The organism is Gordonia terrae (genome assembly GCF_051789125.1).
GTDB lineage: Bacteria > Actinomycetota > Actinomycetes > Mycobacteriales > Mycobacteriaceae > Gordonia > Gordonia terrae_A.
The window spans coordinates 4,706,722-4,732,830 of record NZ_CP196526.1; the positions used below are offsets into that span (position 1 = coordinate 4,706,722).

21 protein-coding genes and 1 pseudogene are annotated in these 26,109 nt (G+C 69.5%); 11 read left to right on the plus strand and 11 right to left on the minus strand.

Features of this window, described 5'->3' with window-relative positions; all coding sequences use genetic code 11:
• Positions 1-13 precede the first annotated feature (13 nt).
• The 4 genes from ACSUZC_RS21470 to ACSUZC_RS21485 form a co-directional block, all read right to left on the minus strand.
• Complete coding sequence (locus tag ACSUZC_RS21470) at positions 14-460, minus strand: hypothetical protein (protein ID WP_439030473.1); 447 nt, start codon at positions 458-460, stop codon at positions 14-16.
• A gap of 6 nt (positions 461-466) precedes the next feature.
• Positions 467-1,246: an SDR family NAD(P)-dependent oxidoreductase gene (locus tag ACSUZC_RS21475; RefSeq protein WP_439030474.1), complete on the minus strand. Its 780-nt coding sequence runs from the start codon at positions 1,244-1,246 to the stop codon at positions 467-469.
• Between the two features lie 94 nt (positions 1,247-1,340).
• Positions 1,341-3,038 carry a VanW family protein gene (locus tag ACSUZC_RS21480; protein WP_439033196.1) on the minus strand — a complete coding sequence of 566 codons (1,698 nt, stop codon included), beginning with the start codon at positions 3,036-3,038 and terminating at the stop codon, positions 1,341-1,343.
• A gap of 316 nt (positions 3,039-3,354) precedes the next feature.
• Positions 3,355-4,668, minus strand: coding sequence for an acetyl-CoA C-acetyltransferase (locus ACSUZC_RS21485; protein ID WP_439030475.1), 1,314 nt, complete (start codon positions 4,666-4,668; stop codon positions 3,355-3,357).
• An 89-nt stretch (positions 4,669-4,757) separates the two neighbouring features.
• Here ACSUZC_RS21485 and ACSUZC_RS21490 point away from each other — a divergent pair, with 89 nt between their 5' ends.
• Both ACSUZC_RS21490 and ACSUZC_RS21495 read left to right on the plus strand, forming a co-directional pair.
• Positions 4,758-6,122, plus strand: a complete 1,365-nt coding sequence (locus ACSUZC_RS21490; protein ID WP_439030476.1) for a 3-oxoacyl-ACP reductase — start codon at positions 4,758-4,760, stop codon at positions 6,120-6,122.
• Positions 6,122-7,009, plus strand: a complete 888-nt coding sequence (locus ACSUZC_RS21495) for a MaoC family dehydratase (RefSeq protein ID WP_439030477.1) — start codon at positions 6,122-6,124, stop codon at positions 7,007-7,009. Before ACSUZC_RS21490 ends, ACSUZC_RS21495 begins: the two co-directional genes overlap by 1 nt.
• A gap of 78 nt (positions 7,010-7,087) precedes the next feature.
• On the opposite strand, the gene ACSUZC_RS21500 is transcribed toward ACSUZC_RS21495, so the two are convergent.
• Complete coding sequence (locus ACSUZC_RS21500) at positions 7,088-7,690, minus strand: TetR/AcrR family transcriptional regulator (protein WP_439033197.1); 603 nt, start codon at positions 7,688-7,690, stop codon at positions 7,088-7,090.
• Between the two features lie 100 nt (positions 7,691-7,790).
• Positions 7,791-8,993, minus strand: a complete 1,203-nt coding sequence (locus ACSUZC_RS21505; protein WP_439030478.1) for a glycoside hydrolase family 3 N-terminal domain-containing protein — start codon at positions 8,991-8,993, stop codon at positions 7,791-7,793.
• A 29-nt stretch (positions 8,994-9,022) separates the two neighbouring features.
• On the opposite strand from ACSUZC_RS21505, the gene ACSUZC_RS21510 reads away from it, so the two are divergent.
• The 5 genes from ACSUZC_RS21510 to ACSUZC_RS21530 all read left to right on the plus strand — a co-directional run bounded on the left by ACSUZC_RS21510 (position 9,023) and on the right by ACSUZC_RS21530 (position 16,151).
• The gene (locus ACSUZC_RS21510) at positions 9,023-9,580 is read left to right on the plus strand and encodes a universal stress protein (RefSeq protein ID WP_439030479.1); all 558 of its coding nucleotides are present in this window, start codon (positions 9,023-9,025) and stop codon (positions 9,578-9,580) included.
• Between the two features lie 70 nt (positions 9,581-9,650).
• A complete protein-coding gene (locus ACSUZC_RS21515; RefSeq protein WP_439030480.1) occupies positions 9,651-10,616 on the plus strand; it encodes a GlxA family transcriptional regulator in 966 nt (321 codons plus the stop codon).
• Between the two features lie 58 nt (positions 10,617-10,674).
• Positions 10,675-11,397, plus strand: a complete 723-nt coding sequence (locus tag ACSUZC_RS21520) for a DJ-1/PfpI family protein (RefSeq protein WP_439030481.1) — start codon at positions 10,675-10,677, stop codon at positions 11,395-11,397.
• 73 nt (positions 11,398-11,470) lie between these two features.
• Complete coding sequence (locus tag ACSUZC_RS21525; RefSeq protein ID WP_004023745.1) at positions 11,471-11,671, plus strand: DUF2613 domain-containing protein; 201 nt, start codon at positions 11,471-11,473, stop codon at positions 11,669-11,671.
• A 130-nt stretch (positions 11,672-11,801) separates the two neighbouring features.
• Positions 11,802-16,151, plus strand: a complete 4,350-nt coding sequence (locus tag ACSUZC_RS21530) for a DUF3367 domain-containing protein (RefSeq protein ID WP_439030482.1) — start codon at positions 11,802-11,804, stop codon at positions 16,149-16,151.
• Here ACSUZC_RS21530 and ACSUZC_RS21535 read toward each other — a convergent pair.
• Positions 16,084-17,281: pseudogene (locus ACSUZC_RS21535) on the minus strand (acyltransferase family protein); the annotation flags it as partial. The gene ACSUZC_RS21530 and the pseudogene ACSUZC_RS21535 sit on opposite strands and share 68 nt — an antisense overlap.
• Positions 17,282-17,325: 44 nt before the next feature.
• On the opposite strand from ACSUZC_RS21535, the gene ACSUZC_RS21540 reads away from it, so the two are divergent.
• Entirely contained in the window at positions 17,326-18,495 is a 1,170-nt protein-coding gene (locus tag ACSUZC_RS21540) for a DUF3068 domain-containing protein (RefSeq protein ID WP_439030483.1), read from the plus strand.
• Positions 18,496-18,642: 147 nt separating this feature from the next.
• Here ACSUZC_RS21540 and ACSUZC_RS21545 read toward each other — a convergent pair whose 3' ends face one another.
• Entirely contained in the window at positions 18,643-19,113 is a 471-nt protein-coding gene (locus ACSUZC_RS21545; RefSeq protein ID WP_238423142.1) for an SRPBCC family protein, read from the minus strand.
• A gap of 169 nt (positions 19,114-19,282) precedes the next feature.
• Positions 19,283-20,464, minus strand: coding sequence for a lipopolysaccharide biosynthesis protein (locus tag ACSUZC_RS21550; protein ID WP_439030484.1), 1,182 nt, complete (start codon positions 20,462-20,464; stop codon positions 19,283-19,285).
• 114 nt (positions 20,465-20,578) lie between these two features.
• Here ACSUZC_RS21550 and ACSUZC_RS21555 point away from each other — a divergent pair, with 114 nt between their 5' ends.
• Together ACSUZC_RS21555 and ACSUZC_RS21560 are read left to right on the plus strand one after the other, a co-directional pair.
• Complete coding sequence (locus ACSUZC_RS21555) at positions 20,579-21,514, plus strand: HpcH/HpaI aldolase/citrate lyase family protein (RefSeq protein ID WP_439030485.1); 936 nt, start codon at positions 20,579-20,581, stop codon at positions 21,512-21,514.
• A gap of 14 nt (positions 21,515-21,528) precedes the next feature.
• Positions 21,529-23,286 (plus strand): hypothetical protein, encoded by a 1,758-nt coding sequence (locus ACSUZC_RS21560; RefSeq protein WP_439030486.1) that lies wholly within the window; start codon positions 21,529-21,531, stop codon positions 23,284-23,286.
• Here the strand turns inward: ACSUZC_RS21560 and ACSUZC_RS21565 are convergent.
• The gene (locus tag ACSUZC_RS21565) at positions 23,195-24,346 is read right to left on the minus strand and encodes a glycosyltransferase family 4 protein (protein ID WP_439030487.1); all 1,152 of its coding nucleotides are present in this window, start codon (positions 24,344-24,346) and stop codon (positions 23,195-23,197) included. The genes ACSUZC_RS21560 and ACSUZC_RS21565 overlap by 92 nt on opposite strands.
• A gap of 115 nt (positions 24,347-24,461) precedes the next feature.
• Here ACSUZC_RS21565 and ACSUZC_RS21570 point away from each other — a divergent pair, with 115 nt between their 5' ends.
• On the plus strand, positions 24,462-25,199 hold the full coding sequence (locus ACSUZC_RS21570) for a class I SAM-dependent methyltransferase (protein ID WP_439033198.1): 738 nt from the start codon (positions 24,462-24,464) through the stop codon (positions 25,197-25,199).
• Between the two features lie 30 nt (positions 25,200-25,229).
• On the opposite strand, the gene ACSUZC_RS21575 is transcribed toward ACSUZC_RS21570, so the two are convergent.
• On the minus strand, positions 25,230-26,033 hold the full coding sequence (locus ACSUZC_RS21575) for a hypothetical protein (RefSeq protein WP_439030488.1): 804 nt from the start codon (positions 26,031-26,033) through the stop codon (positions 25,230-25,232).
• Between the last annotated feature and the right edge of the window lie 76 nt (positions 26,034-26,109).

The window sequence follows — 26,109 nt, forward strand, 5'->3', positions numbered from 1 at the left end:
TCGCGAACGCTGTTCAGCTGCCCTGGAGGAGCAGGTTGTCCTTGAGGAGCATGTCGGGGTCACCGACGCAGAAGGCGCGGAACAACAGGTAGCTGTTGGGGTTGCTCTTGACCAGCTCCTTGTCGTGCCGGTCCGCGAATGCGTTGACCGTGGCGATCTGTTCGTCGTCGGTGAGCGACAGGTAGGTCTCGCAGGTCATCTCGTCCGGGTCGGTCGCCGCACCCGACTGCGGCGGGATCGCCGCCCGTGACCGGGTGGTCGAACTGGTCGTGGCGGGTGCCGACATGCTGGTCGTCGCTGTCGACGATGCCGGTGTCGACGATTCTGGTGTCGTCAGGGCGATCGGCGAGACCTCGGGGACAGCAGTCCCCGAGGTCTCGGTGGCGCACGCGGCTGTGATCAGCACGGCCGCAAGCGCTCCGATCAGACCCACGCCGCTGATTCGGCGGGCGTCGATCATCGTGGTCTACTTCGGTGGCATCCGGATGCCGCCGTCGACGCGGATGACCTCGGCGTTCATGTAGCTGTTGGTGACCAGTTCGACGACCATCGAGGCGAGCTCGTCGGGTGCGCCGAGGCGATGCGGGAACAGGACCGACTCGCCGAGCTTGGCCTTGAACGCGTCTGCGGCTTCGCCCTCACCGTAGATCGGGGTGTCGATGAGGCCGGGTGCGATGGTGTTGACGCGGATGCCGACCGCGGCCAGGTCACGCGCGACCGGGAGGGTCATGCCGACGACGCCACCCTTGGACGACGAGTACGACGCCTGCCCGATCTGGCCGTCGAAGGCTGCGACGCTGGCCATGTTGACGATCGCGCCGCGCTCGCCATGGGCGTCGAGCGGCTCGTTGCGGCTCATCGCGGTGGCGGCGAGGCGGATGAAGTCGAAGGTGCCGATCAGGTTGATCGCGATGACCTTCTTGTAGGCGTCGAGGTTGTGTGCCGAACCGAATTCGCCGTCGCGGCCGATGGTGCGCTGTGCCCAGCCGATACCGGCCGAGTTGACCAGCGCGCGCAGCGGGCCGAGTTCGGTGGCCGCGTTGATGGCGGCTTCGATTTGTTCGGTCGAGGTCACATCGACGGCGACGAACTGCCCGCCGATCTCCTTGGCGAGTTCCTCGCCCTTGTCCGCGTTGAGGTCGGCGACGATGACCTTCGCACCCTTGGCCGCCAGCTGGCGAGCCGCAGCTGCGCCGATACCCGACGCGCCACCTGTGACGATTGCACTAGCTCCGTTGATATCCACGTCCCGGAGCCTATCGAGCGATCTATCGTTCGGTAAAGCCCTTCGGTGGAACAGTCCACACCGCCGTGCGGGGGCGACGCGGGGCAGATGGGCTTCAGACGCACTTCACGATGGGTTCGGGCGCGTACCGCACGGTCCGGGTGGCGCGGTTGATCTCCCGACCGGTGCGGGCGTCCTTGACGACGCGGGTGTCCGATGTCGTGAAGCCCTTGCTGCCGCTGCTGGGGATACAGTCATCGCCCCGTGGCACCCGTACACGCTGCGGTTCGGTGGTGGCGAAACGTTCGCCGGTGATCGACTCCACCTCGAAAGCCTTGGTGCCCCAGAGTCTGACGGTCACCTCCGAGGGTGACCACGAGGTCTCGATCAGGACGCCGTGACGGGTGTTGTTGCGGAACTTGAGGTCGATCGCCCCCTCGAACACCGTCGCCTCGCGCGCCTCCGGATACCGCGAGATGTAGTACGCGTGCTCCGTGTGGTCGACATCCTCGAGGCCGGCGAAGTAGGCGGCGTTGTAGAGGGTCGTCGCGAACTGGGAGATACCGCCGCCGACAGCGGTCGACGCGCGGCCGTGATCGATGATCGTCGAGTCGACATACCCCTGCGCCGAACCTCGCGGGCCGGTGTGTCCGTTGAGCGAGAACACCTTTCCCGGCATGACCAGCGCGCCGTCGACCTCTTCGGCGACGAGCCGGATGTTCTCGCCCGATGCGCTCGAGAAGCCGCCGGTGGTGTACTCGCTGATCAGTTCGCGGACGCCGAGTTTGCGGGCGGCGTCGGTGGTGAGCCGGGGTTCCACGTCCTTGTAGACGACCTCGACCGTCCGATCGCCCCCTTCGCCTGCCGCGCGCGTCGCCAGTCTGTCCAGTGTTTCGGGCCAGTCGATCGACGCGCCGTCGACGCCGGGCACCACGGTCGGGCGACCACTCTCGAATTCGAACCGCGCGTCGACGGGCGCGCGCTGCGAGGCATCGAGGTCGGGCGCGAGGATCTTGCGGGCCGTGGGCTCGTCGGCGCGGGGAACCAGCCCGCCGCGACCGTCGGGGCCGAAGGTCAGCATCGCCGCCAGGTCGCCCGCGGGAACCTCGACCGTCCGCTTCCGGCGATCGACCAGCCGCATCGGGGCCGATGTCACCCGCTCCGCCGGTCCGGCGACCGTTGCCGCGACGACCTCGGAGCTGACGGTCGGCGAGAACGGTTCCATCGGGAGGTCGACGGGCGCGCCGTCGAGCCAACGGTCGACGAGCGTCGCGGCCGCCGCGTCCCGGGCGATGCGTTCACCCGCAGCCGGCTGATCCCCGACGGGTCTGGTGCCGTCGTAATGCACGCCGCCTTCGACCGCGGCCTTCTCCAGCGCTTTGCGCTGGGCATCGAGGGCGGTGTCCATCGCACGACGATCCAGGGTGACGACCGGCTCGACGTCGTGGTCCCATCCGAAGAGGGCAGCCAACCGGGTGAGCGGATTGCGGGGCTGTTCGAGCAGGCGGGCTCGCGTCGCATCGAGATCGAGGGTGAGACCGAGGTCGGACGGGGCGACCTCGGCGGATCCCTCGGGCGTGCGCAGGATCACCGGCTGCTCCGAACGAGCGGTCAGCTCGTCGAGGACGGGTGCCAGCGTGGCGGAATCACGGCCTCCGGCGTCGATGCCGCCGATGACGGCGTTGCGTGCGGAGTCGGAGCGGGTGACGACGAATTCGGCTGCGAGCACCAGCGTGATGACGGCGACGAGGGCCAGTACGGCGCGTAGGGCATGGCGGGCTCGTCGTGCGCCTGGGGTCACAACTCCATCCATCACGGCTGACAGCTGGGCCAGTCGGTGGATGGCCGCAGAACCACGGTCGGAAACGTAGGCGCTCCGGCCGAGCTGTCGGGTCGGGGGTCTGACAGCGCAGCCGGAGCTATACACATGTTTACGCTACTTTTCGGCTGACGACATCTCCGGACACCGATTTCTGTCGAATATGTGACGAAGTACCCGCTTTCGTCCCACGAAACCGAGACGGATCGGCGAATGTGTCGCTGATCCGTCTCAGTTCGTGAGATCCAGGGCCCGATCGGCCTTTTCGGTCCTCGCGGTCGGACGACGCGGTGGGGTGTCGCGCTGCAGATCAGCCTTCGATGATCGCGGTGACGCCCTGGCCCCCGGCGGCACAGATGGAGATGAGCGCGCGACCGCCGCCGTTCTCCTTGATCTGCTTGGCCGCCTGCGCCACGATCCGGCCGCCGGTGGCCGCGAACGGATGCCCGGCCGCCAGCGAGGAACCGTGGACGTTGAGCTTGCTGCGATCAATCGAACCCAGCGCCGAGTCCAGTCCGAGGCGCTCCTTGCAGTACTCCTCGGACTCCCAGGCCTGGAGGGTGGCCAGCACCACGGAGGCGAACGCCTCGTGGATCTCGTAGAAGTCGAAATCCTGCAGGGTGAGGCCGTTGCGGGCCAGCAGGCGCGGCACCGCATAGGTCGGCGCCATGAGCAGGCCGTCCGGACCGTTGACGTAGTCGACCGCCGCGGTCTCGCTGTCCACGAAGTAGGCGAGAACGGGCAGGCCACGCTCGGCGGCCCACTCGTCGCTGCCCAGCAGAACGGTCGACGCACCGTCGGTGAGCGGGGTCGAGTTGCCGGCGGTCATCGTCGCGTCGCCGAGCGAGACGCCGAAGACGGGCTTGAGCTTGGCCAGCTTCTCGGCGGTCGAGTCGCCGCGCAGGTTCTGATCGCGCGTGAGGCCCATGAACGGGGTGATCAGGTCGTCGAAGAAGCCTGCATCGTAGGCGGCCGCCATGTTCTGGTGGCTGCGGGCGGCGAGTTCGTCCTGGTCGGCGCGCTTGACGCCGAACTCCTTAGCGGTGATGGCGGCGTGTTCGCCCATCGACATGCCGGTGCGCGGTTCGCCGTTGCGCGGGATCTCGATGCCGAGCTTGGTCAGCAGCTTCGCGGCATTGAGGACCTGGTCCTTCGTGCTACGCGAACGGTTGACCTGCAGCAGCTGGCGGCGCAGGCCCTCGCCCACGGCGATCGGGGCGTCGGAGGTGGTGTCGACACCGCCACCGATCGCGGCGTCGTAGCGGCCGCGCGCGATGCCGTCGGCGACGGTGGTGATGGCCTGCAAACCGGTGCCGCATGCCTGTTGGATGTCGAAGGCCGGCGTGTACGGCGACAGGGCCGAGCCGAGCACCGACTCACGGATGAGATTGAAATCACGGGCGTGCTTGAGCACGGCACCACCGGCGACCATGCCGAGCTGCTCGCCCTGCAGGTTGAACCGGCTCACCAAGCCGTCGAGGGCGGCGGTGAACATCTCCTGGTTGCTGACCGTCGCGTACGCCTTGTCCTGGCGGGCGAACGGGATGCGGTTGCCGCCGAGGATCGCGACCGGGCGTTCGCTGCGGGTCTTGGGCTTGCTGGTGGGGTTGGACTGTTCGGCCACGTCGATCTCCCAGGGTCGTGTGCGGTATCTATAGCGTATTCTTACTCATCAGTAAGTTCGTTGTCGAACGACAGTCAGAGGAGATCAACGTGGCCGCCAACGGAAACACTGGCCTGTACTCGAGCTTCGTCCATTCCGCGCCGGGCGCTTTCATCGCGAAACAGGCCGGACTCCCCGTCCCGCCACCGCTGCGGCGCTACAAGCCGTCCGAGCCCGCATTGCCGGGACCGGTGCTGCTCGGCGGATCGGGACGGCTCGTCGAACCGCTTCGGGAGATGCTCTCGACCGACGACTACGACCTCATCCAGAACGCGACGACCGGCCGCAGCGCCGACAAGTACGGCGGTCTGGTCTTCGACGCGACCGGCATCACCTCCCCCGCCGAACTCCGTCAGCTCTTCGAGTTCTTCCAGCCCGCCATGCGCTCGACCGCGCCTTGCGCGCGGTTCCTGGTCATCGGCACCACGCCCGAGCTGGTCACCGATCCGTCGGAGCGGGTTGCCCAGCGCGCTCTCGAGGGCTTCACGCGCTCGCTGGGCAAGGAGCTCCTCAAGGGCTCGACGGTCCAGCTCGTCTACGTGTCGCCCGACGCCAAGACCGGACTGACCGGCCTGGAGTCGACCGTGCGCTTCGTCCTGTCGGCCAAGTCCGCCTTCGTCGACGCCCAGGTCATCCGCGTCGGAGGCGCTGACGCCACCGCGCCGAAGAACTGGGACAAGCCGCTCGAGGGCAAGGTCGCCGTGGTCACCGGTGCCGCCCGCGGCATCGGCGCCACCATCGCCGAGGTGCTGTCGCGCGACGGCGCCCACGTCATCGCCGCCGACGTTCCGCAGGCCGGTGACGCGCTCTCGGAGACCGCGAACAAGGTCGGTGGCACCGCCTTCCCGCTCGACGTCACCGCGGCCGACGCGGGCGCCAAGCTCGCCGAGCATGCCCTGGAGCGTCACGGCGGCATCGACATCATCGTCAACAACGCAGGCATCACCCGCGACAAGCTGCTCGCCAACATGGACGACGCCCGCTGGGACGCCGTGATCGCGGTCAACCTCATCGCACCGCAGACCCTCGTCGAGACGCTGCTCGAGAAGGGCGCGCTGCGTGAGGGCGGCGCCGTCGTCGACGTGTCGTCGATCGCCGGCATCGCCGGTAACCGCGGCCAGACCAACTACGGCGCCTCCAAGGCCGGCGTGATCGGGCTGGTCGACGCCTACGCGCCGATCCTGGCCGAGAAGGGCATCACCATCAACGCCGTCGCGCCGGGCTTCATCGAGACCAAGATGACCGCCGCGATCCCGCTCGCCACCCGCGAGGCCGGACGCCTGATGAGCTCGCTGCAGCAGGGCGGCCAGACCGTCGACGTCGCCGAGACCGTTGCGTACTTCGCCAATCCGGCGAGCAACGCCATCACCGGCAACGTGGTCCGCGTCTGCGGCCAGGGATTCCTGGGGGCCTGATGGCGAAGACGATCACGCTCCCCGCCGCGCCCGGCACCGGCGAGCTGTACGGCAAGGCCGTCACCGCGCTGCTGCCCGGCATCGGCAAGCCGCCACGCGTCCCAGCTGACGCCGTCGCCCCGGACACCCGCTACCGACTGGACGGCATCCGGGTCGATTCGTCTGCCCTGCAAGCCTATTGCCACGCAACGGGGCAGCGGTTCGGCGATACCCTGCCGCTGACGTACCCGTTCGTGTTGCAGTTCCCGGTGACCATGAAGCTGATGACCTCCGACGAATTCCCGTTCGGTGCAGTCGGTTCGGTCCACATGACCAACAGGATCGAACGCAAGCGCCCCATCGAGGTCGGCGAACCGCTCGACATCGTGACGCATGCCGAGAACCTCCGCGAGCACCGCAAGGGCATCCTCATCGACGTCATCAGTGAGGTCCGTGTCGGCTCCGAGCTGGTGACCACCCAGACCGCGACGTTCCTCAAGCAGCAGCGGACCAGCCTGTCCGACGAGCCGCGCGGGCCGGAACCGAAGTCGAAGACCCCGCCGCCCCCGGACGCGATCCTCGCGGTCGACCTCAAGAGGATCCGCGAGTACGCGGCCGCGTCGGGCGACCGCAATCCGATCCACATGGGCAACCTGCCGGCCAAGGCCTTCGGCTTCCCCCGGGCGATCGCCCACGGGATGTGGAGTGCTGCGGCGGCTGTCGCGAACGTCGAGGCACAGCTTCCCGACACCGTCACCTACGACGTGCGGTTCGGCAAGCCGATCCTGTTGCCCGCCAAGGTGAACCTCTACACCCGCCGCATCGACGGCACCGGCGGCTTCGACATCTCGATCCGCGATCGTCGCAAGGGTTTCCCGCACCTCACCGCCACCACGCGCGAGGGCTGAGGGCTCTCGCTCACCTTTTCCGTTCCCGCTCACCGACATCGAGTGAGCGGGAACGGAACGTGTGAGCGGGAAGCGCCGTCAGGAGTCGGTACCGACACCCTTCAGGCCGCGCCAGGTGATGCCGACGAGGAGGTTGGTGGCCTTCTCGAGGTCGACGTCGCCCTCGGTGATGCGGTCGGCCACGGCCTCCGCGGCGCCCACGATCGACACGGCGGTCAGTTCGAAGTCGAGGTCGCTCGCGCCCTCGACGGTCGTGCCCGCCTTGATCAGTTCGGTGACCATCTCGGTGACACGCTGCCGGCTCTCGGAGACGATGCCGGCGAACCCGGCGGTACCGATGGCGACGCGGTAGAGCACGCGCCACGACTGACGATGTTCGTGCACGAATCGGAGGAACTCGCGGATCACCGTGACGGCCTGCTCGCGTTGCGACAGCGAGGGGTCGAAGCCGACGCTCATGGCGTCGATGAACAGCCCGGATTCCCGGGCGATACAGGCGCTGAAGAGTTCGTCCTTGGAGCCGTAGTACAGGTACAGCATCGGCTTGGAGATCTGCGCCTCGGATGCGATGGCGTCCATCGACGTCTCGCGGAAACCGTGCTGCGAGAACACCTTGACGGCGGCGTCGAGCATCTGTTGCTCGCGCACCGCGCGCGGCAGACGCTTGGTTCCGCCCGACATGACCACTCCGTTCGACGACACACTCTCGTCCTCAGACGATATCAAGAACTTACCAATCGGTAAGGTGAAACCCCACCCGGGTCCGCCGGCCCGGGACGCCTCAGCAGTCCAGCATGCCCTTCGACCGCAGTATCCGCACCACCTTGGCGTCGAGTCGCTGGGGGGCGAGACGACCTTGCACGACCGCGCGTTCGAGGTTGTCGAGCACGGAGGAGACGCGGTCGGTGGACAGCCACAGCGCGACGTCGCCGCCGGCGAGGACGAACCGCTCGACGGCCTGCTCGATGGGGTACTGCGCGCTGATCGCCGCCATGCCGGACAGGTCGTCGGAGTAGATCACACCGTCGAAACGCGGACCGTCGTATCCGACTCCCGTACGCAACATCTGGATGGCAGGACGGCTGATGCTCGCGGGCAGACCGCCGGTGAGCCCCGGCACGATGAGGTGACCCACCATCGCGCCCGCGGTACCCGGATCGCGGAGCAGGCTGCGGAACGGAGCGAGGTCGCTGGTGCGGAGTTCGGGCAGAGTCGGAACGGTCACCACCCCGAGGTGCGAATCGCCCGAACCGTGGCCGTGACCCGGAAAGTGCTTGTACACCGGCGTGATTCCCGCGGCAGCCAGCCCGGTTGCATAGGCGCGGGCGTACTCGGTGACGACCGCCGGGTCGTTGCTGAACGAACGGTCGCCGATGACCTCGTCATCGGATTCATCGCTGACGTCGGCGACCGGCGCGAAGTCGACGGTCACGCCGAGCCGTTTGAGTTTGCGACCCACATCGGTGGCGATGGCCGTCACCTGGGCGGGCGTCTTCGTCTGGGCGAGCTCACGAGGTGACGCGTGGTCGATCCCCAGCGCCGACAGCCGCGAGACGCGACCGCCCTCGTGGTCGACCGTGACCATCAGCGGGATCGACGAATTCTGCGAAATACGTGCCGCCGCACCGCTGGTCAGGATCGCCTTGTCGGTCCAGCTGCCGACGAAGATGCCGCCGATCTCCTCGTCCTCGACGATCTGCTGCGCGTCGGAGGCACCGGTCACCCCGACGACGAGCAGCTGCGCCAGCTTCTGCCTCGTGGACAGTTTCGCGAGTTCGATTGCACCGCAAGCGTTCGCGACCGGGGTGGCACTCGGCGACGTCGATGAGGACATCGGCGCCTCGCTCGAGGACGAGTAGGACGGCGTCGGTGGCGGTCCATCCGCGGTCGAGCCGGTGCAGGCCGCGAGGGCGACGCCCAGACCGGCGACGGTTGCCGTCGTCAGCGCGTTCCGGTTCCATCGGGGTCGGCGAGTTGAGCCCATGGCACGAGTCTGGCATGTAATCTGAGCCAATGGACGTGGGGTCCATTCCGACCGGGTCCGCAACCGCATCGAGCGGTGGCGGTGACAACGATGCCGCGCAGACCCTGATGATCGCCTACGACGGTTCGCCCAACGCCGATCGCGCCATCCGCTACGCCGGCCAGTTCCTGCGCGCACGATCCGCGGTGGTGGTGACCGCCTGGCAACCCGGCGGCATGACCCCGGCTCGGATGTCCACCCTTGCCAGCGGGATGCAGCCCTTCATCGACACCCAGCTCGACGCCGGTGTCGACCGCGCGCTGGAAGAAGAGGCGTCCGCGGTCAACGGGCGTGGCGTCGAACTCGCCACCGAGTGCGGACTGGCCGCACGCGGCCTGCTCGTCGAGGTCGAGTCGACGGTGTGGGGTGCCCTCGTCGCCGCGGCCGAGGCCCTCGACGTCGACCTCCTGGTCACCGGCACGCGTGGGGCGTCGGGCCTCAAGGCCCTGCTGCGGTCGAGCGTCGCCGAACGCGTCCTCAAGCACTGCCACCGCCCGGTGTTCATCGTGCCGGCGAAATGCGAGAGGGAACCGCAGGTCACCCCGTAACGGCCCGGATGTCCTGATCTGTGGGATGCATGGCCTGGACGCCATGCCCGGACTGGGAAACCATGGCCTCATGACGCGACCGGTGGTGATTCTCGGGTTCCCCGGGGTGCAGGCCCTGGATGTGACGGGTCCGGCCGATGTGTTCACGACCGCATCGCTCGCGTTGACCGACCGGGGATCGCCGATCTCCTACGACCTCCGCCTCGTCTCGCAGGCAGGGCAATCCGTCGGGACAGGCGTCGGCATCGAGTTCGCCGCACACCCGCTGCCCGACCCGACCGCGCCCATCGACACCCTGGTGATTCCCGGCGGCACCGGCGTCCACGATGCGACCCGGGACGCCGAACTCGTCGGATGGATTCGACAGACGGCACGACGTGCCCGCCGCGTCGTCAGCGTGTGCAACGGCGCGTTCCTGGCCGCCGAGGCGGGTCTCCTCGACGGCAAACGCGCCACCACCCACTGGGCCGTCACCGGGCTTCTCGCCGAACGTCATCCGTCGGTCCAGGTCGACGCCGAAGCGCTGTTCGTACGCAGTAGTGACCGGATCTGGACTTCGGCGGGGGTGACCGCCGGCATCGACATGTCGCTGGCACTCATCGAGGAGGACCACGGCACCGAACTCGCCCAACTCGTCGCTCGATGGCTCGTCCTCTACATGCGTCGCCCCGGCGGTCAGAGCCAGTTCGCGCCGCCCGTATGGATGCCGCGAGCGCGACGGACGGCGATCCGGGACGTCCAGGAGCGCATCGAAGCCGAACCCGGACGCCCCCACCGCATCGACGAGCTCGCGCAGTGCGCGGCGATGAGTGCGCGCCACTTCTCTCGTGTCTTCACCGAGGAGACCGGGGAGGCGCCAGGCGCCTACGTGGAACGGGTCCGGACCGATGCGGCCCGGCGCGCGCTCACCGAGAGCGACGAGACGATGCCGGTCATCGCCGACCGCTGCGGTTTCGGTACCGCCGAGACGATGCGACGCGCCTTCGTCCGACGACTCGGCGTGCCTCCCGACCAGTACCGGCGAACCTTCCGCTGACCCCGACCCCCTGCGACCCGCCACACCCGATCCACGCACACAACGAAAGGCCCTTTCCATGACCCAGATCGCGATCGTGCTCTATCCACAGTTCACCGCGCTCGACTTCATCGGTCCGTACGAGGTGTTGCGCAATCTGCCCGACGCCGAGGTCCGGTTCGTGTGGCACGAGCCGGGGCCGATCGTCGCCGACTCGGGTGTACTCGTCGTCGGTGCCACCCACTCGTTCGACGAGACACCGTCCCCCGACGTCGTCCTGGTGCCGGGGGGGCCGGGCTTCTTGGCGACGTCGAAGGATCAGAAGGTTCTCGAGTGGCTGCGCGCAGTGCGTCCGGGAGCCTGCTGGACGAGCTCGGTGTGCACCGGTTCGGTCGTACTCGCGGCGGCCGGTCTACTCGACGGACTGCCCGCGACGACCCACTGGGCGGCGATGACAGCGCTCACCGCGCAGGGCGCCCGCGCCGTCTCCGACGAACGCATAGTGCGGGCACTGCCCGACCAGGACGTCGTCACGGCGGCCGGGGTCTCGGCCGGCATCGATCTCGCACTGTGGCTGGCCGAGCAGATCGCCGGAAAGGCCAGGGCCGAGGCGATCCAGTTGTTCATCGAATACGACCCGCAGCCGCACATCGATTCCGGCCACCGATCGAAGGCGTCCACGCGCACGGTCGCCTCGTCCACGCTCCTGATGACACGGGGCATCGAAACTCCCGAACTGCTGAAGGCCGGCATGCAACTGCTGTGGGATCGTGCCCTCGTCGGTGTCCGAGCTCGGCGCTGACGACCTGTCCCGCACCGCGCCGATCAGCAGGTGTCCAGCGGTTCGCCGACCGCGCGATGGTAGTTTCGTCGCCATGACCAACAACCGCCTTGTCGCCGGAGCCGTTGCCGGAGTCGCCGGCATCCTGGTAGGACTCGGCGCGGTGTTCCTCGGCGGCTTCCTGGCCTCCGAGAACAGCCCGTCCACCGACCTGAACAACATCAGCCCGAACAACGGATTTGTGCAGGGTTCGGTGGACTACGGTTCGCGCGGCGGAGCCGGCGAGACCAACTGACGCCTCGACGCCGCAGGTCACGGCGTCGTCTGATCGACAGCAGCAGCAACTGAGCAGCCCGCCCACGCCCCTGGATCGTCCGGCCTTCGGTCGTCGACATGTCGGGGTCGTCGCAGCGATCGCCTTGATCGTGTGCCTGTTGCAGTCCCCGGGGCGGATCTCCGCCGACACCAAGCTCGACCTCACCGCCGATCCACTCGGCTTCCTGGCACGTGCCGCGCACCTGTGGACGCCCGACGCGCCCATGGGACAGGTGCAGAACCAGGCGTACGGCTACTTCTTCCCGCACGGCGCGTTCTTCGCCGCCGGCGACCTCCTGTCCATCCCGCCATGGATCGTGCAACGCCTGTGGTGGGCACTGCTGCTCACGGTGGGGTTCGTCGGGATCGTGCGGCTCGCGGAGGCGTTGCGACTCGGCTCGCCTGCTTCACGGGTCATCGCGGCCACCGTCTTCGTGCTGAGTCCGAGGGTGCTCACCACGCTCGGGTCCATCTCGTCGGAGACGTTGCCGATGATGCTGGCACCGTGGGTGCTCGTGCCGGTGGTGCGCGCACTGGACACGCGCGGCGCCGACGACGATCCGCCGCTCTGGCGTGAGGCCGCACGTGCGGCGGCCGCGGTCGCACTGATGGGAGCCGTCAACGCCGTCGCAACGCTGGCGGCCCTCGGCGTCGCCGCCCTGTGGTGGCTACTGCACAGTCCGCGCGACCGCCGCTGGTGGCGATTCGGCGCTTGGACCGCGGCCGGCCTGACCCTCGCCTGCGCCTGGTGGGTCGTGCCGCTGCTGATCCTGTCCCGGGTCAGTCCACCGTTCCTCGACTACATCGAGTCATCGCGGGTGACCACCCAGTGGACTTCGCTCACCGAGGTGCTCCGCGGCGCGAGCTCGTGGACGCCGTTCGTCTCACCGGAGCGCGTCGCCGGGGCGGTGCTCGTCACCCAGCCGGCCGCGGTCCTCGCGACGGGGACGATCGCCGCCGCCGGGCTCGCCGGGCTGTGCATGCGTTCCATGCCGTTTCGCGGTCGCCTGATGAGCATTCTCGGTGTCGGCCTCCTCGTGATGTGCGTGGGCTACGCGGGCGGACTCGGGTCACCGATCGCCGAGCAGATCCGCGTCTTCCTCGACGGCTCCGGCGCACCACTGCGCAACATCCACAAATTCGAACCGCTCATCCGCATACCGCTGGTGCTCGGCATCGCCCACCTGTTGGCGCGGGTTCCCTTGCCCGGCACCGCGAGTGTGCGACAGACATTGTCGGCCTTCGCCCAACCACAGCGTTCGCGGCCGGTGGCGGCGACGATCGTGCTGCTCGTCGCCGTCATCGGAGCCGGATCACTGATGTGGACCGGCCAGCTCGCGCCGGGCGGCACCTACACGGCCATCCCCCGCCACTGGCAGCAGACCGCGGACTGGCTGGCCGAGCACAGCCGGCACGACACCGACACCGACACCGACACCGACGATGGCGCTCCCGCCTCCCGTGCGCTGGTGGTGCCGGGTGCCCCGTTCGCCGATCAGCTGTGGGGACTCACCCGCGACGAACCCCTGCAACCGCTGGCCGACACACCGTGGGCGGTCCGCGACGCCATCCCGCTCACGCCGCCGGGGGCGATCCGTGCGCTCGACGCCGTGCAGCGCGAGATCGCCTCGGGGCGAGGTTCTCCGGGCCTCGCCGCGACTCTCACCCAGCAGGGCATCGGATACGTGGTGTTGCGTGCGGACCTGGATCCCGAGACCTCACGCTCCGCTCGACCCCTGCTCGCCCAGCAGGCACTCGACGAGTCGCCCGGACTCCGGCGGGTGGCCGTGTTCGGACCCGAGATCGAACCGTCGACCGTTCGGGGTGTGGTGCGGGACAACGGGCTTCGTCCCGCCATGCCCGCCGTGCAGATCTTCGCCGTCGACGCACCACCGAGATCGGGGCGTCCCGGCACCGGCCCCGTGCTGATCGACCGCGACGAACTCCCCCGTGTGGCAGGCGGTCCCGAGGCCGTCGCCGAACTCGACGAGGTCCGTGCGCGACAGGGCCTTCCGCCGCTGGGACCGGTGTTGCTCGACGCCGACGCCCGTCGCGCGGGCATCACCGGCGGCCCGCTGATCGTCACCGATACGCCCGGCGATCGGGAGACCGACTTCGGGCGCGTGGACGACCACAGTTCAGCGATCCGCACCGCCACGGACCCGCGTCGGACCCAGAACGCCGCAGCCGACTATCCCGTCGACGGACAGCCACTGGTTCACGGAGAGTGGCTGCTGGACAACGAGAGCGGTGAGGTCGAGGTGTCGACGTCGGGTTCGGCGGCGGATGCGGTGCAACCCGGGCAGACCTCGGCCGCCAACTCCGCGGCCGCAGCGTTCGACGGCAATCCCCAGACCGCGTGGGTCAGCGGCGGCCTGGAAAGCGCGGTCGGCCGGTGGATGCGCCTCGGGTTCACGACGCCCAAGACCGACCTGGCGGTGACGCTCACCACGGCGAAGGCACTCGGCCCCGACGTCACCAGCGCGCTGATCACCACCGAGGCGGGGAGCACCGTCGTCTCCGGATTACGTCCGGGCGAACCGATGACGGTGACCGCGCCGAGCGGCCCGACCCGGTGGGTGCAGATCCGCGCCCTCCGCACCGACGACGGCACGGCCGGCAACCAGTTCGCGCTGGGCGAGGTCTCGGTGTCGGACCTGCGGACCTCGACACCGCTGCCCATCCGCCATCGCGTGTCGCTTCCCGAGCTCGAGGCGGGCACCCCGGTCGCGCAGTGGCTGCTGTTTCAAGAACTCACCGGCCGCGCCTCGTGCGTCTCCGATCCGGCGCGCGAGATGGTCCGGTGCGCACCGGGTCTCGGCCTGTCGCCGGAGACACCGTCGGTCTTCGGGCGGGCGCTGTCCGTCCCTTCCGATGTCACCGTGTCGCCCACCGTGATCCTCCGGCCGCGGCCCGGTGACGCCCTCGACCGGCTCCTCGCCGTCGACGACGGCATCGTCGCGACGGGCCCGCGGCCCGTCACCGATCCGCGTGGCGGTCCGGGCGCGGCGGTCGACGGCGACCCCGGGACGTCGTGGACCGCACCAGAGATCCCGGACCAGGCCGGCAGGGACAGGACCGGCACGGACGGCAAGGAGACCGACGAGAACAGTCCCACCCTCACCCTGCGGCTGCCGGCCGCTCAGCAGGTGGAGTCGGTGAAAATCGTCGCTCCCCGTTCATATCCCGCGGCCCCCACCGAGGTGGCCGTCGACCTCGGCACCGGTGAGCAGATCCGAGAGATCGGCGAAGACGGTGTCGTACGGCTGGACCCCGCGGTCACCGACCGCATCGAGATCACCCTGCTCGCCCAGACGGACCTCATCGACGTCAACAGTCTGGGTTTCGCCAGCCCCGCACCGCCGGGAATCGCCGAGGTCGAGGTGTCCCCGGCGCCTGCCGGGCGCGGCACCACCGAGGACACCGACAATCGAGTGGACGACCGGATCGTCGAGATCGGGTGCGACGACGGGATCGGTGTCACCGCGGCCGGTCAGGTGATCCGGATGTCGGCGCGGACGACGGCCGCCGCACTGCGGGCCGGCCAACCCGTGGTCGGACGTGCCTGTGGCGCAGCCAAACTCGCGCTCCCCGCGGGTCGACAGGAGGTGTCGGTCAACCCGGGCGAGGCGTTCACCGTCGACGCCCTGTCACTGGTCGACGGGGCGCCGGTCGCACCGGCGGTCACCACGACTCCCTCGGTGACCGAATGGTCTGCGGCCCATAGGTCGGTGGAGGTCGGGTCCGGCCCGGAGCGCGTGCTGACGGTGCCGGAGAGCACCAATCCCGGATGGATCGCACGACACGACGGACGTGAGTTGCGTCCGGTCGTCGTCAACGGCTGGCAGCAGGGCTGGGTGGTGCCGGCCGGGACGACGGGAACGATCGAACTCACCTACCGGTTCGACTCCCTCTACCGTTGGGCGCTGTCCATCGGCCTCGTGGTGATGGTGTTGCTGCTCGTGGTCGCCTGGTGGCCGCCGGGACGCCGACGCACCGCTGTGCATCAGGTCTCGATGTCGAGGTCGGCGCCGCCGGGACGCGGCACGCTGATCGCGGCCGGTCTGTCGATCGTGGCGGGCACGTGGCTGCTGTCGGGATGGTGGGGGTTGGCGACGGGGCTCGCCGTCGTCGGCATCACCGCCGGGGTGAGGCAGAAGGTCGGTGTCACAGCCGTGTTCGTGACGATGATGGCGGCGACCATCGCACTCGCCGCCGGCCCGTGGCACGCCTCCGGCGGTTACCACGGGTTCGAGTGGTGGGTTCAGCTGCCGGCTCTGCTCGCGGTGTCGACGGCGTCGTGGCTCACGTTCTGGTCGTCGCTCGACGAGACGTCCGCCGCCTCCGACGGAGACGCGCGCGTCGCCGCGGACCCGGGCTCCTCGGCGCTCGAACGCATTCGTCGACGATCCTCGCGGCTGCGCAACCAGTTTCGGGCCGGCTCCTCGATGAATGCGTAACCGGCCGCGGCGATTCCGACGGACAGGCCGAGCGTGATCGTCAACACCAGTAGGGTGTTGCCGTTGAACGGCACGATGCCGAACAGCGGGAACACCACGGCGAGAACCGCCACGTGCCAGATGAAGATGCCGTACGACCATCGGCCGAGGGCCAGCATCACGCGCGAGGTGAGGACCCGGAAGGGGCCCGGGTTGCAGACGAGCGGCGCGAGGAGCGCGTACCCGCACAGTGCGCCGAGCACCATCTTGGTCGCGAACTCTATCTCGGTCACCTCGCCGAGGCCTGTCGGTCCGGCGAGACGGGTGCACGCCAGACCGTAGGCACCGACGAATACGGCGAACATCAGCGGGCGGTTCGCGCTCACGCGGATCGTCAGCGCCGTCCAGCGTCCCCGGGGCGCACGATCGATGTCCGCATCGCGGTCGAGGACACCGGCGATCTCGGCCAGGACGAGACCCGCGATGAACCACGGCAGGTGCCCGAAGACCCAGTTCTTGGTCTCGACCCCTTCGGCCACCGGCAGTGCGGTGCCCACCCACGCCCAGCCGAGGCTCAGCAGAGCCAGGGCCGCGAGCGCCGGGATGCGCGCCGTCACACGGGTTCCGCGCAACCGGAGCAAGGCGAAACCGAGGACGGGGAGGAGCGCGTAGAAGGCGATCTCGACCGAGAGGCTCCACATCTGGGTGAGACCGGCGGTGAGGGTCAGCGGGATGAAGACCTGCGTCAGAGTCAGATTGGCCAGCCACACCTCGAGGCCGGCACCTTGGGCTTCGGGCAGCAGCAGGATCACCAGGACCACGACCACGAGGTAGGCGGGCCAGATCCGGACGACCCGATGGCGGAGATACCGCGGTACCGACGGGTGTCCGGAGCCGTGGTGCGCGGCGTCGACCCAGGGTCGCCACAGGAGGAATCCGGAGAGGGCGAAGAACAGCGCGACCGCGAGGTCGAGGCGGCCGAGCACGGGCCCGAGGATGCCGATCTCGACCGCACGTGTCTGGAAGGCGACGTGCGTGGTCAACACCCCGATCGCCGCGATCGCCCGCATGCCCTCGAGCTGCGGGTAGAACCGTCTCGCGGTGGCGGGGACGGCAGCGTCGGCGGGTCGGGCGGAGTCGGTGCTGGTCATGCTGCTCACAGGGTAGCCGGGGCCCGTTGCGTACCCTCGCCACCATGTCTTCGTCGTCCATCGGTCCCGTGCCGGAGCACGCGTCGCACCCACGCCGCTGGTCGACCGCGGACCTCCTCGGCCCGACGCTGATCTTCCTGGGCAGCTTTCTGCTGGCGGTGACCATCGCCTTGCCGACTCTGCTGGTCGGGAATTTCCGCACGGTCCCGCTCAGCACCGACTTCACCACCGTCGCCACCGCCGAGGACGCGACGATCTTCGATCGGTGCTCGCTCGAGACCCGTTCGGCCCGCACACTCGACGCCGACCTCGTGCGCCAGCAGCGCGTCGTCGCGGTGCAACCGTCCGACGAACACCGGGTGACGGTGCAGGCGGGCACGTCGATCCAGGCCCGGACCCTGCGCGTCGACGACCGCGAGGTGGAGCCCGGTGATCCGCGGCCGGGCAGCGACGCCACCGGCGCCGGGCAACCCTGCAACGACGCCACCGTCAGTGCCATCAAGGATCGGGTGACGCTCGACCGGAAGAACGCCCTGCCGCGCCTCGCCGCGCGGGGGGCGTCGGAGATCCAGTACGACAGCGACCAGGCTGCCGTCCTGGTACCGGACCGGCGAGGTTTCACGTATCTGCTGCCATTCGACACGGGTTCGAACGACACCGAGTACTTCGACGCCATCACCCGGACGACCGTGCCGCTGGTCCACACCGGCGACACCGAGGTGCGGGGTCGTGACGTGGCGCGGTTCCGTGCCGAGATCCCGGACACCGATCTCGCGCGAGAGGCACTCGGCCGGCCCGTCGGCACCTACGTGTCGATCACCCGGCCCGCTTCGTGGTTCGGCGTGGACGGCCCGTCCGGGCGTCCGCTGACCGCCACGCTGCATCACCGGGCGTCGTGGGACCTGGCCGTCGACCCGCAGACCGGCACGATCGTGGATGCCACGATCACGGTCGACGAGGTGTACCGCTTCCCCGACGGCACTCCCGGCGTCCCGACCGATTTCGAGCTCCCGCACATGCGTGCCACGTTCACCTACGACGACACCACCCAGGCCGAGATGTCCGACCTGGCAGCGGATCTCGCGAAACCCATCCTCATCTGGGGACGCCTGGTCCCGATCGGGACCGCGGTTCTGGGGATTGCGGCGTTGATCGTCGGGATGCTCATGATCCGGGGCCCGGCGCCGGGAGCGAAGCGAGCGGGCCGGATGTGACGGCGCCGGGAGCGAAGCGAGCGGGCCGGATGTGACGGCGCCGGGAGCGACGAAGAGGCACCACCCTCGCCGACAACGGCACGTTGTCAATCAGCGGGGTGATGCCTCTTCGTCGGAATCGCGGCCGGTCGGTTCACCGGCCTGCGATCAGGAAGACGCTTCTGCGGCGAGCCGGCCGAGGGTGTCGTTCAGCTGGTGTTCGGTGACGAGTGGGAACTTCACCTTTTCGAGCAGCTTCTTGTCGGTGACCTTCGACCAGTCGTAGGTGTGGCGGACCAGGGTCTCGTTGGGGCCCTGGGCTTCCAGCTCCCACAGCCATTCCCATCCGGGAGGCTCGGTGCCCGCGGGTGCGGTCTTCCACGCCAGCAGCTTGTCCTTGGCGTAACCGGTGACGTGGTTGTCGGTCTTGTAGTCGCCGCCCATGTGGTCGCCGGCCATGTTCATGGTGAACACGTCGCCGACTTGCTGGATGCGGTCGGCGTGGTCGACGCCGCGGATGAATCCCGATCCGTCGAGCGCCTGGTGCCGCTCGGGATTGGAGAGGACATCGAACACCGCGTCGACGGGTGCCTCGATGGTTCGTTCGACAGTGACATGTGTGTTCTCGTTGTCGCTCATGACACAACACTGCCGAAACTTCGGGCAGTCGGCAACGTGCCGGGTCGGGGTCGGGCGCCCTTCGAGGCTCGTCGCTTGCGCTCCTCGCACCTCAGGGACCGTGGACGGTGAGCCACTCGCGCTTCTCGCTCCCTGAGGTGCGAGCGCAGCGAGCCACGAAGGGCCACGCTCAGCGCGCGACCGCCCACGTCCCCAGGGCGGCGAGGGTGACGGCCGCCGCCGCGGTCGCGGCGACCGCCACGATGGAACCGGTGACCGTGAGGATCAGCAGCACCTCGACCGCGACCACCACCCAGGTGAGGAGTGCGACGCGCGTCCGGTCGCGTGCGATCGCCGACAACAGCACCACCTGGAGGACGGCGAGCGCGGCACCGATGTAGGCGAACAGCCAGAGGATCGGGACGAGTTCGTCGTAGCCGTCGCCGAACACGAGCGGAACCACCGGGCCCGCACCCCCGGCCAGCACGGTGAGGGCCACTCCGATACCGGCCACGACGGTCACGGCCTGCCGGAGCGAGGCCCGCGACCGGGCCGGGTCGGCGAGCCGCGGATAGAACACGACGCCGATCGCCTGCGGCAACCAGAACGCGACCTTGGTCGCGATGGCTCCCAGGGCATACACCCCGACGTCCACGGAGTCGAGCACCTGGGGCGACAGCAGCAGATCGACCGACGACGCGACGATCAGGACCAGCTGGACCTGTGACGCGCGGGCCACGCTGAGCACCCCGACCACCCCGGGTCGACCGGCCGCGCGCGCCTGCCCGGTGACCGACCACACCACCAGCCAGACGACCGCCGCCGCGATCCCGGTCCCGACCGTGCCGGCCCACAATCCGCCCGCGGGACCGGCACCGGCGGCGAACGCCCCGACGATGGGTGCCGAACGCAGCACGCCGACCGCGGCGAGAACCCACGCCAGCACGCGGAATTCACCGCGCCCCTGGAGCAGACCCTGTCCCGCGGCGACCAGGGCGAGCAGCGGGGCGGATGCCAGCGCGGCCGCGGTCGTGCCCACCTCGGTGCGCAGGAGGGCGGCCACGAGCGGCGTCGCGACGACCGTGAGTCCTACCACCCAGAAGGTGCTCAGGAGTCCGAGCCGCCGGAGCCGGTGTTCGTCCCGGCCCAGGACGACCTCACGGGCGACGACGTTCTGCAGCGCCATCGCAGGCACGCCGAGGACCAGCATCGCCGACAGCAGCACCGCGAACCGGCCGTACTCGCTGACGTCGAGGAAATGCGCACTGGCCGTGAGGTGCACCACGTACATGCAGACGTTGGCGACCATGGACCCCACCGCCACCGATCCGACGGCACCCACCGTGCCCGTCGTCCGGCGCGTCTGCTGCATGGTCCAAGTGTGCCGATCGGACGTGAGGCGCTTTGCACCGGCCGTCGTCGGTAGGCAACGATGGGAAGGCTGCTGTCCACCCAGTCCGAGAGCCCTCCAGACCGAGAGACCCTGATGTACGACGACAATCCCACCTACGATGCCGAGTCGACCGATGTCGGTTCGCGAATCGACCCGGTGCTGGCGCGCAGCTGGCTGCTGGTGAACGGCGCCCACTACGCCAAGTTCGAGTCCGCTTCGCGCTCGCGTGCCGACATCATCGTGCTGGACATCGAGGACGCGGTCGCTCCCAAGGACAAGGTCGAGGCCCGCGACAACGTGGTGCGCTGGATCGGACCCAAGGACGGGGAAGGTCCCGGCGCCGGTGAGTGGGTACGCGTCAACGGTTTCGGCACCCCCTGGTGGGCCGACGATCTCGAGGCGCTCGCCGGGACCGCCGTCGGCGGGATCATGCTCGCGATGGTCGAATCGGTCGATCACGTCACCGAGACCGCCAAGCGACTGCCCGGCCTGCCGATCGTCGCGCTCGTCGAGACTGCGCGCGGACTGGAACGCATCAGCGAGATCGCCGCGACGAAGGGCACTTTCCGGCTCGCGTTCGGGATCGGGGACTTCCGTCGGGACACCGGCTTCGGGGAGAATCCGCAGACCCTCGCCTACGCACGTTCGCGATTCACCATCGCCGCCAAGGCCGCCCATCTGCCCAGCGCGATCGACGGCCCGACGGTCGGATCGAGCGCACTGAAACTGAGTGAGGCCACCGCCGTCAGCGCCGAGTTCGGCATGACCGGCAAGATCTGCCTCACGCCCGGCCAGTGCGCACAGGTCAACGAGGGCCTTTCTCCGTCGCAGGACGAGATCACCTGGGCGCGTGAGTTCTTCGCGGAGTTCGAGCGTGACGGGGGTGAGATCCGGAACGGCTCCGATCTGCCGCGTATCGCGCGTGCGACCAAGATCCTCGATCTCGCGCGGGCGTACGGCATCACCGAGTCGGATTACGACGACGACCCGGTGCACGCGCCTCCGCCGTCGGACACCCACCACTTCTGATCGGCTCCCGCGCCGTGACCACCCGACGGCTGTTGCCGGTGCTGTACGCGACGAGCATCGGTGCGACCGTCGCGATCCTGGCGCCCCTCCTGCCGGGGCTCATCGGTGCGGGGCCGCGCCACCTGCTCTACCGCGATGCGGTCTCCACGCCGCGCACCCACGTCACCGACACCACACTGGGCATCGGCGACCTGCCGCCCCGCGCGGTGCCACAGGACTGGTTCCTCGCGATGACATCCACGGTCGTCGACGGCGGGGTCGTCGTGCTCGTGCTCCTGTCGGCCGCACTGGTCTGCACCGGGGTCGGCTACGGACGTCTCGCGGCCCGTCTCGTCCCGGGAGCCGGCCGGACCGGCGCGGTGGCCGCCGCGCTCGTGTCCGTGTGGAATCCCTATGTCGCCGAACGGCTCCTGCAAGGTCACTGGAGCCTGCTGGTGAGCTGTGCCGCCCTCGGTTGGGTCATCGTCGCGTGCATGGATCTGCACGAGCGGGCAGGTGTCGCCGGCCCGCTGATGTTGGGCGGCCTGCTGGCGGTCGCGGGTCTCACGCCGACCGGGTCCGTCCTCGCGGGCATCGTCCTCGTGGTGGCGCTGTGCACCACCCGGCCGGGTACCCGACGTGTCCTCGCCGCGATGACACTGTGGGTCCTCACCACGCTTCCCTGGGTGGTCACCGGTGTGATGAGCGATGCGGCAACCACGTCGACGGCGACCGGGGTCGAGGCTTTCGGCCTGCGGTCCGAGCCGTGGCTCGGACCGGTGGGTACCGTCCTGTCGCTCGGCGGGATCTGGAACGCCGACGCCGTCCCCGCGAGCCGCACCATCGGCTGGGCCGCGGTCGCGACGACGTGCCTGCTGCTCGTCGTCGCCGTCGGAGCCGTCCATCTGTGGCGGCGGCGCGCCCATCTGGACCCGATGGTCCGATCGCTCACGTTGCTCGCCGCGGGAACCACGCTCCTGTTGATCGTCAGCACCCTCGGACCCGCGCGGACGGCGACGGGGTTCGTCGTCGAGCACATCGGCGGCGGTGGTCTCCTGCGCGATGCCCAGAAGTTCTCGGTCCTGCTCGTCCCCGCCGTGGCCGTTGCGGTGGCAGCCGCCGCTGTCGCCGCCCGGCGCCGCGTGCCCGCGGGTTTCGCGCTGGCGGCGGTCACCCTGCTGGTCGTCGCACCGCTTCCCGACCTGGCCTGGGGGGTCGGTGGATCGGTTCGCGCCGTGGAGTACCCGGACGACTGGCAGGACGTGGTTCGGGCGGTGCCACCCGATCAGGGATCGGTGGCGCTGTGGCCGCCGGACACGGTGCGCCGCTACGACTTCGCGTCCGGGCCTGCGCTCGATCCGGCGGCGCGGATGTTGCGCGCCCCGGTCGTGGAGTCGGGGACGCTGACCGTCGACGGCGAGGTCGTCGACCCGCCCGGTGAGCATGCCGCCGCCGTCTCCGGTGTCCTCGCGGGCGGGGGCGACCCCGGGGCGCTCGCCGAGCTCGGCGTCGGTTGGGTGCTCGTCGAGAACGGCTCGACGCCTGCGGAACTCGCCGCGAACAGCCGGCTCGCCGTCGAATCCGCGAATCTACGGCTGTACCAGGTGGACGGCCCCCGGGACCGATCGGCCGGTTCCCTCGAACGGGCCGTGGCGACGGGCGCCCATCTGGTGTGGGCGGTGGTGCTGCTCGCGGGCCTTGTCAGCGGTGTCGCGAGCGCGGTGACCGCACGGCGTCGAACACCTCGAGGAAGCCGTCGCACGTCGCCGACCACGAGTACCGGCTCGCCTTGATGCGGGCGTTGCGGCCGAGTCGGCGCGTCTCGTCCGGGTTGTCGATCAGTTTCCTTGTCGCGCTGGCGAGTTCGTCCACACCGTCGACGAGCAGACCGGTGTCGCCGTCGTCGATGGAGTCGGTGAGTCCGGCCGCGCTCCGATAACCGATGGTCGGGACGCCGTGTTGCGCCGCCTCCACCACCGCGAGTCCCCATCCCTCTTTGCGGGACGGCATCAAGTGGACGCGCGCACCCGCGAGGAGTTCGTGTTTGCGTCGCTCGTCGACGTGACCGTGAAAGCGGACAACCTCCGTGACGCCGAGTTCGGCTGCCGCGGTCCGCAATTCATCAGACCACCAGCCGCCACCGATGACGTCGAGCCGGGCATCGACCCCTTCTCGACGAAGGCGAGCCACCACGGTGAGAGCGTCCTCGACCTGTTTGTGCGGAACCAGCCGCGACAGGACACAGAGACGCACCTGCCCCGACTCGGCGGCGGGCGTGCCGATGTCTGCCGGAAGCGGGTCGACGCCGTTGCGCACGACCGAGATCCGGTCGGCGTCCACCCCGAGGTCGACGAGCTCGGACTTCGACGGCGCCGACACCGTCACGTACCGGTTCCGGCGATGCACCCGGGGCGAGACCCGAGACTCGATGAACCATCCCACCCGCCCGAGCAACCGCCCGGCGACCGGCCACTGCTCCCGATGGCAGTGGTGGACGAGTACGACGGTGGGCGCGGCGGAGACGAGCGCCGAGAAGAAGGGGACGCCGTTCTGGGTGTCGACGACCACATCGGGACCGCGCCCCGCGAGCGGGCCGAGGCCGATACGCCCGGCGAGGATCGTCGCGAGCATGACCGGGTACACGCTGATCCGACCACCGGCGCGGACGAAGCGCATGCCGTCGCGGACCTCGTCACGGGCTGCCCCGCGATATCCGGACGTGAGAAAGGTGACGCGTGCGCCGCGGCGGGCCAACTCGGCACCGACGCGTTCCAGGTAGGTCTCACTGCCACCGCCCTGCGGGTGGCCGGTGTCCCGCCAGCACAGGAGCAGGACGTCAGAGGGTACGTGCATCGTCCGTCAGCCTACCGACCCGCACCGCCGGAGCAGATATCCGGCGCCCACGGGGCCCGGCTAGAGTGTGCCGACGATGGCGACCTCAGACTCAGCCCGTTCCGGACGATCCGCGATGGCGCGACTGGCCACCCTCCGACGCGCCGCCGGTCTCCTCGCCGACTTCCGATACGAGCAGACCGACCCGGCCCGCTTCTACGGGGCGCTGGCCGCCGACACCGCGGACATGGTCGCGGCGTTCGTCCCCGACCTCGACGAGGCAGTCATCCTCGATGTGGGCGGCGGTCCCGGATACTTCGCAGACGCCTTCCGCGCGCGCGGGGCCCACTACATGTCCGTCGAACCCGACCCCGCGGAGATGCACGCCGGCGGGTTGGAACACCGCGGTTCGGTACGCGGATCCGGCCAGGCGCTGCCCTTTGCCGACGGCTGCGTCGACGTGTGCGTGTCGTCGAACGTCGTGGAGCACACACCGACGCCGTGGGAGATGGCCGACGAGATGCTCCGGGTGACCCGGCCGGGTGGTGTGGTCATCGTCAGCTACACACTCTGGTGGGGGCCGTTCGGCGGTCACGAGATGGGCCTGACGCATTACCTCGGCGGGCATCGCGCGGCGCGGATGTACACCCGCCGCCACGGCCACCCGCCGAAGAACCTCTTCGGGACGTCACTGTTCGCCGTGCACGCCACGGACGGGCTGCGCTGGGCCCGGTCGGCGACGACGGACGGCGGAGCCGAACTCCTCGCGGCGTTTCCCCGTTACATCCCCCGCTGGATGTGGTGGGTGATGCGCATCCCGGGGCTGCGCGAGGTGCTCGGGACCAATCTGGTCCTCGTGCTGCGCAAACGCTGAGAGAGCCCGTGAATCCGGGTGCGCCCAGATCTACTCGGCGGCGAGGTCGGCGTTGCAGTTGAGCGTGCCGCCCTGGCTGGTCGCGGTGGCCAGCTGCTCACCGTCGACGAGGATGCTGCAGGTCACCGGTCCGCGTACGACGATCGCGGACATGCTGGCACGCGATCCCTCGAGATTCACGCGCTGCGACCAGGGTGACCCCGTCGCCGGGATCACCGTCGGCGACCCGGGTCCACGCCGGAAACTCAACGCGACGACGTCCCCGCTTCCGGTCAGCTGGTAGGTGACGGTTCCCGACCGCGGCGTCGTCGGCGGGGCCGACGTGGTCTCCTCGGTCGTCGTGGTGGTCTCTTCGGTCGTCAACGTGGACGTCGTCGGTTCGCTCGACTCCGTCGTCGACGACGAGGCCGCTGTGGTGCCGCCATCGTCGTCTCCGCCGCGCACGATCAGTGCGACCACCAGACCGAGCACGACCACCGCGATCAGCGTGACGAGCGCGAGGCCGATCGTGCGGCCCTTCGAGCCCGACCCCCGGGGAGGCTCCTCACCATGTGGGGCGTCGTAGGGCGACGCCGCGTAGGGCGATCCCCCCGTGTACTGGGGGTCGGGGTACCGGGGGTCGGCGTACTGGGGATCGACGTACTGGGGGTGGGCACCCGTCGGCGCCGGCCCTGGGTGCGGCTCGGTGTACGGGCCCGGGTAGGGCTGACCCGACGGCTGCTCGGTGTACGCCTGCGACGGCGGGGCCGACGGATCGTAGTCGGGATCGAACTGCCGGGTCTCCGGTGGATGATTCCGCGGATCGTTGGGGTCGCCCTCAGGTGGTCGGGTCATGCGGTCGATTCTGTCATCCCGCTTCCCGACCCGAGCCGTGGACGCGCGACGCCGGCCGTGAGCCGGCGAAGAACGC

Bases quoted from the DNA above. Each gene is read 5' to 3' on its own strand.
- ACSUZC_RS21515 (WP_439030480.1), top strand. From the start codon at position 9,651: ATGACGCGACCGGTGGTGATTCTCGGGTTCCCCGGGGTGCAGGCCCTG.
- ACSUZC_RS21545 (WP_238423142.1), bottom strand. From the start codon at position 19,113: ATGAGCGACAACGAGAACACACATGTCACTGTCGAACGAACCATCGAG.
- ACSUZC_RS21570 (WP_439033198.1), top strand. From the start codon at position 24,462: ATGGCGCGACTGGCCACCCTCCGACGCGCCGCCGGTCTCCTCGCCGAC.
- ACSUZC_RS21470 (WP_439030473.1), bottom strand. From the start codon at position 460: ATGATCGACGCCCGCCGAATCAGCGGCGTGGGTCTGATCGGAGCGCTT.
- ACSUZC_RS21495 (WP_439030477.1), top strand. From the start codon at position 6,122: ATGGCGAAGACGATCACGCTCCCCGCCGCGCCCGGCACCGGCGAGCTG.
- ACSUZC_RS21510 (WP_439030479.1), top strand. From the start codon at position 9,023: ATGGACGTGGGGTCCATTCCGACCGGGTCCGCAACCGCATCGAGCGGT.
- ACSUZC_RS21575 (WP_439030488.1), bottom strand. From the start codon at position 26,033: ATGACCCGACCACCTGAGGGCGACCCCAACGATCCGCGGAATCATCCA.
- ACSUZC_RS21480 (WP_439033196.1), bottom strand. From the start codon at position 3,038: ATGGATGGAGTTGTGACCCCAGGCGCACGACGAGCCCGCCATGCCCTA.
- ACSUZC_RS21540 (WP_439030483.1), top strand. From the start codon at position 17,326: ATGTCTTCGTCGTCCATCGGTCCCGTGCCGGAGCACGCGTCGCACCCA.
- ACSUZC_RS21505 (WP_439030478.1), bottom strand. From the start codon at position 8,993: ATGGGCTCAACTCGCCGACCCCGATGGAACCGGAACGCGCTGACGACG.
- ACSUZC_RS21550 (WP_439030484.1), bottom strand. From the start codon at position 20,464: ATGCAGCAGACGCGCCGGACGACGGGCACGGTGGGTGCCGTCGGATCG.
- ACSUZC_RS21520 (WP_439030481.1), top strand. From the start codon at position 10,675: ATGACCCAGATCGCGATCGTGCTCTATCCACAGTTCACCGCGCTCGAC.
- ACSUZC_RS21565 (WP_439030487.1), bottom strand. From the start codon at position 24,346: ATGCACGTACCCTCTGACGTCCTGCTCCTGTGCTGGCGGGACACCGGC.
- ACSUZC_RS21525 (WP_004023745.1), top strand. From the start codon at position 11,471: ATGACCAACAACCGCCTTGTCGCCGGAGCCGTTGCCGGAGTCGCCGGC.
- ACSUZC_RS21500 (WP_439033197.1), bottom strand. From the start codon at position 7,690: ATGTCGGGCGGAACCAAGCGTCTGCCGCGCGCGGTGCGCGAGCAACAG.
- ACSUZC_RS21555 (WP_439030485.1), top strand. From the start codon at position 20,579: ATGTACGACGACAATCCCACCTACGATGCCGAGTCGACCGATGTCGGT.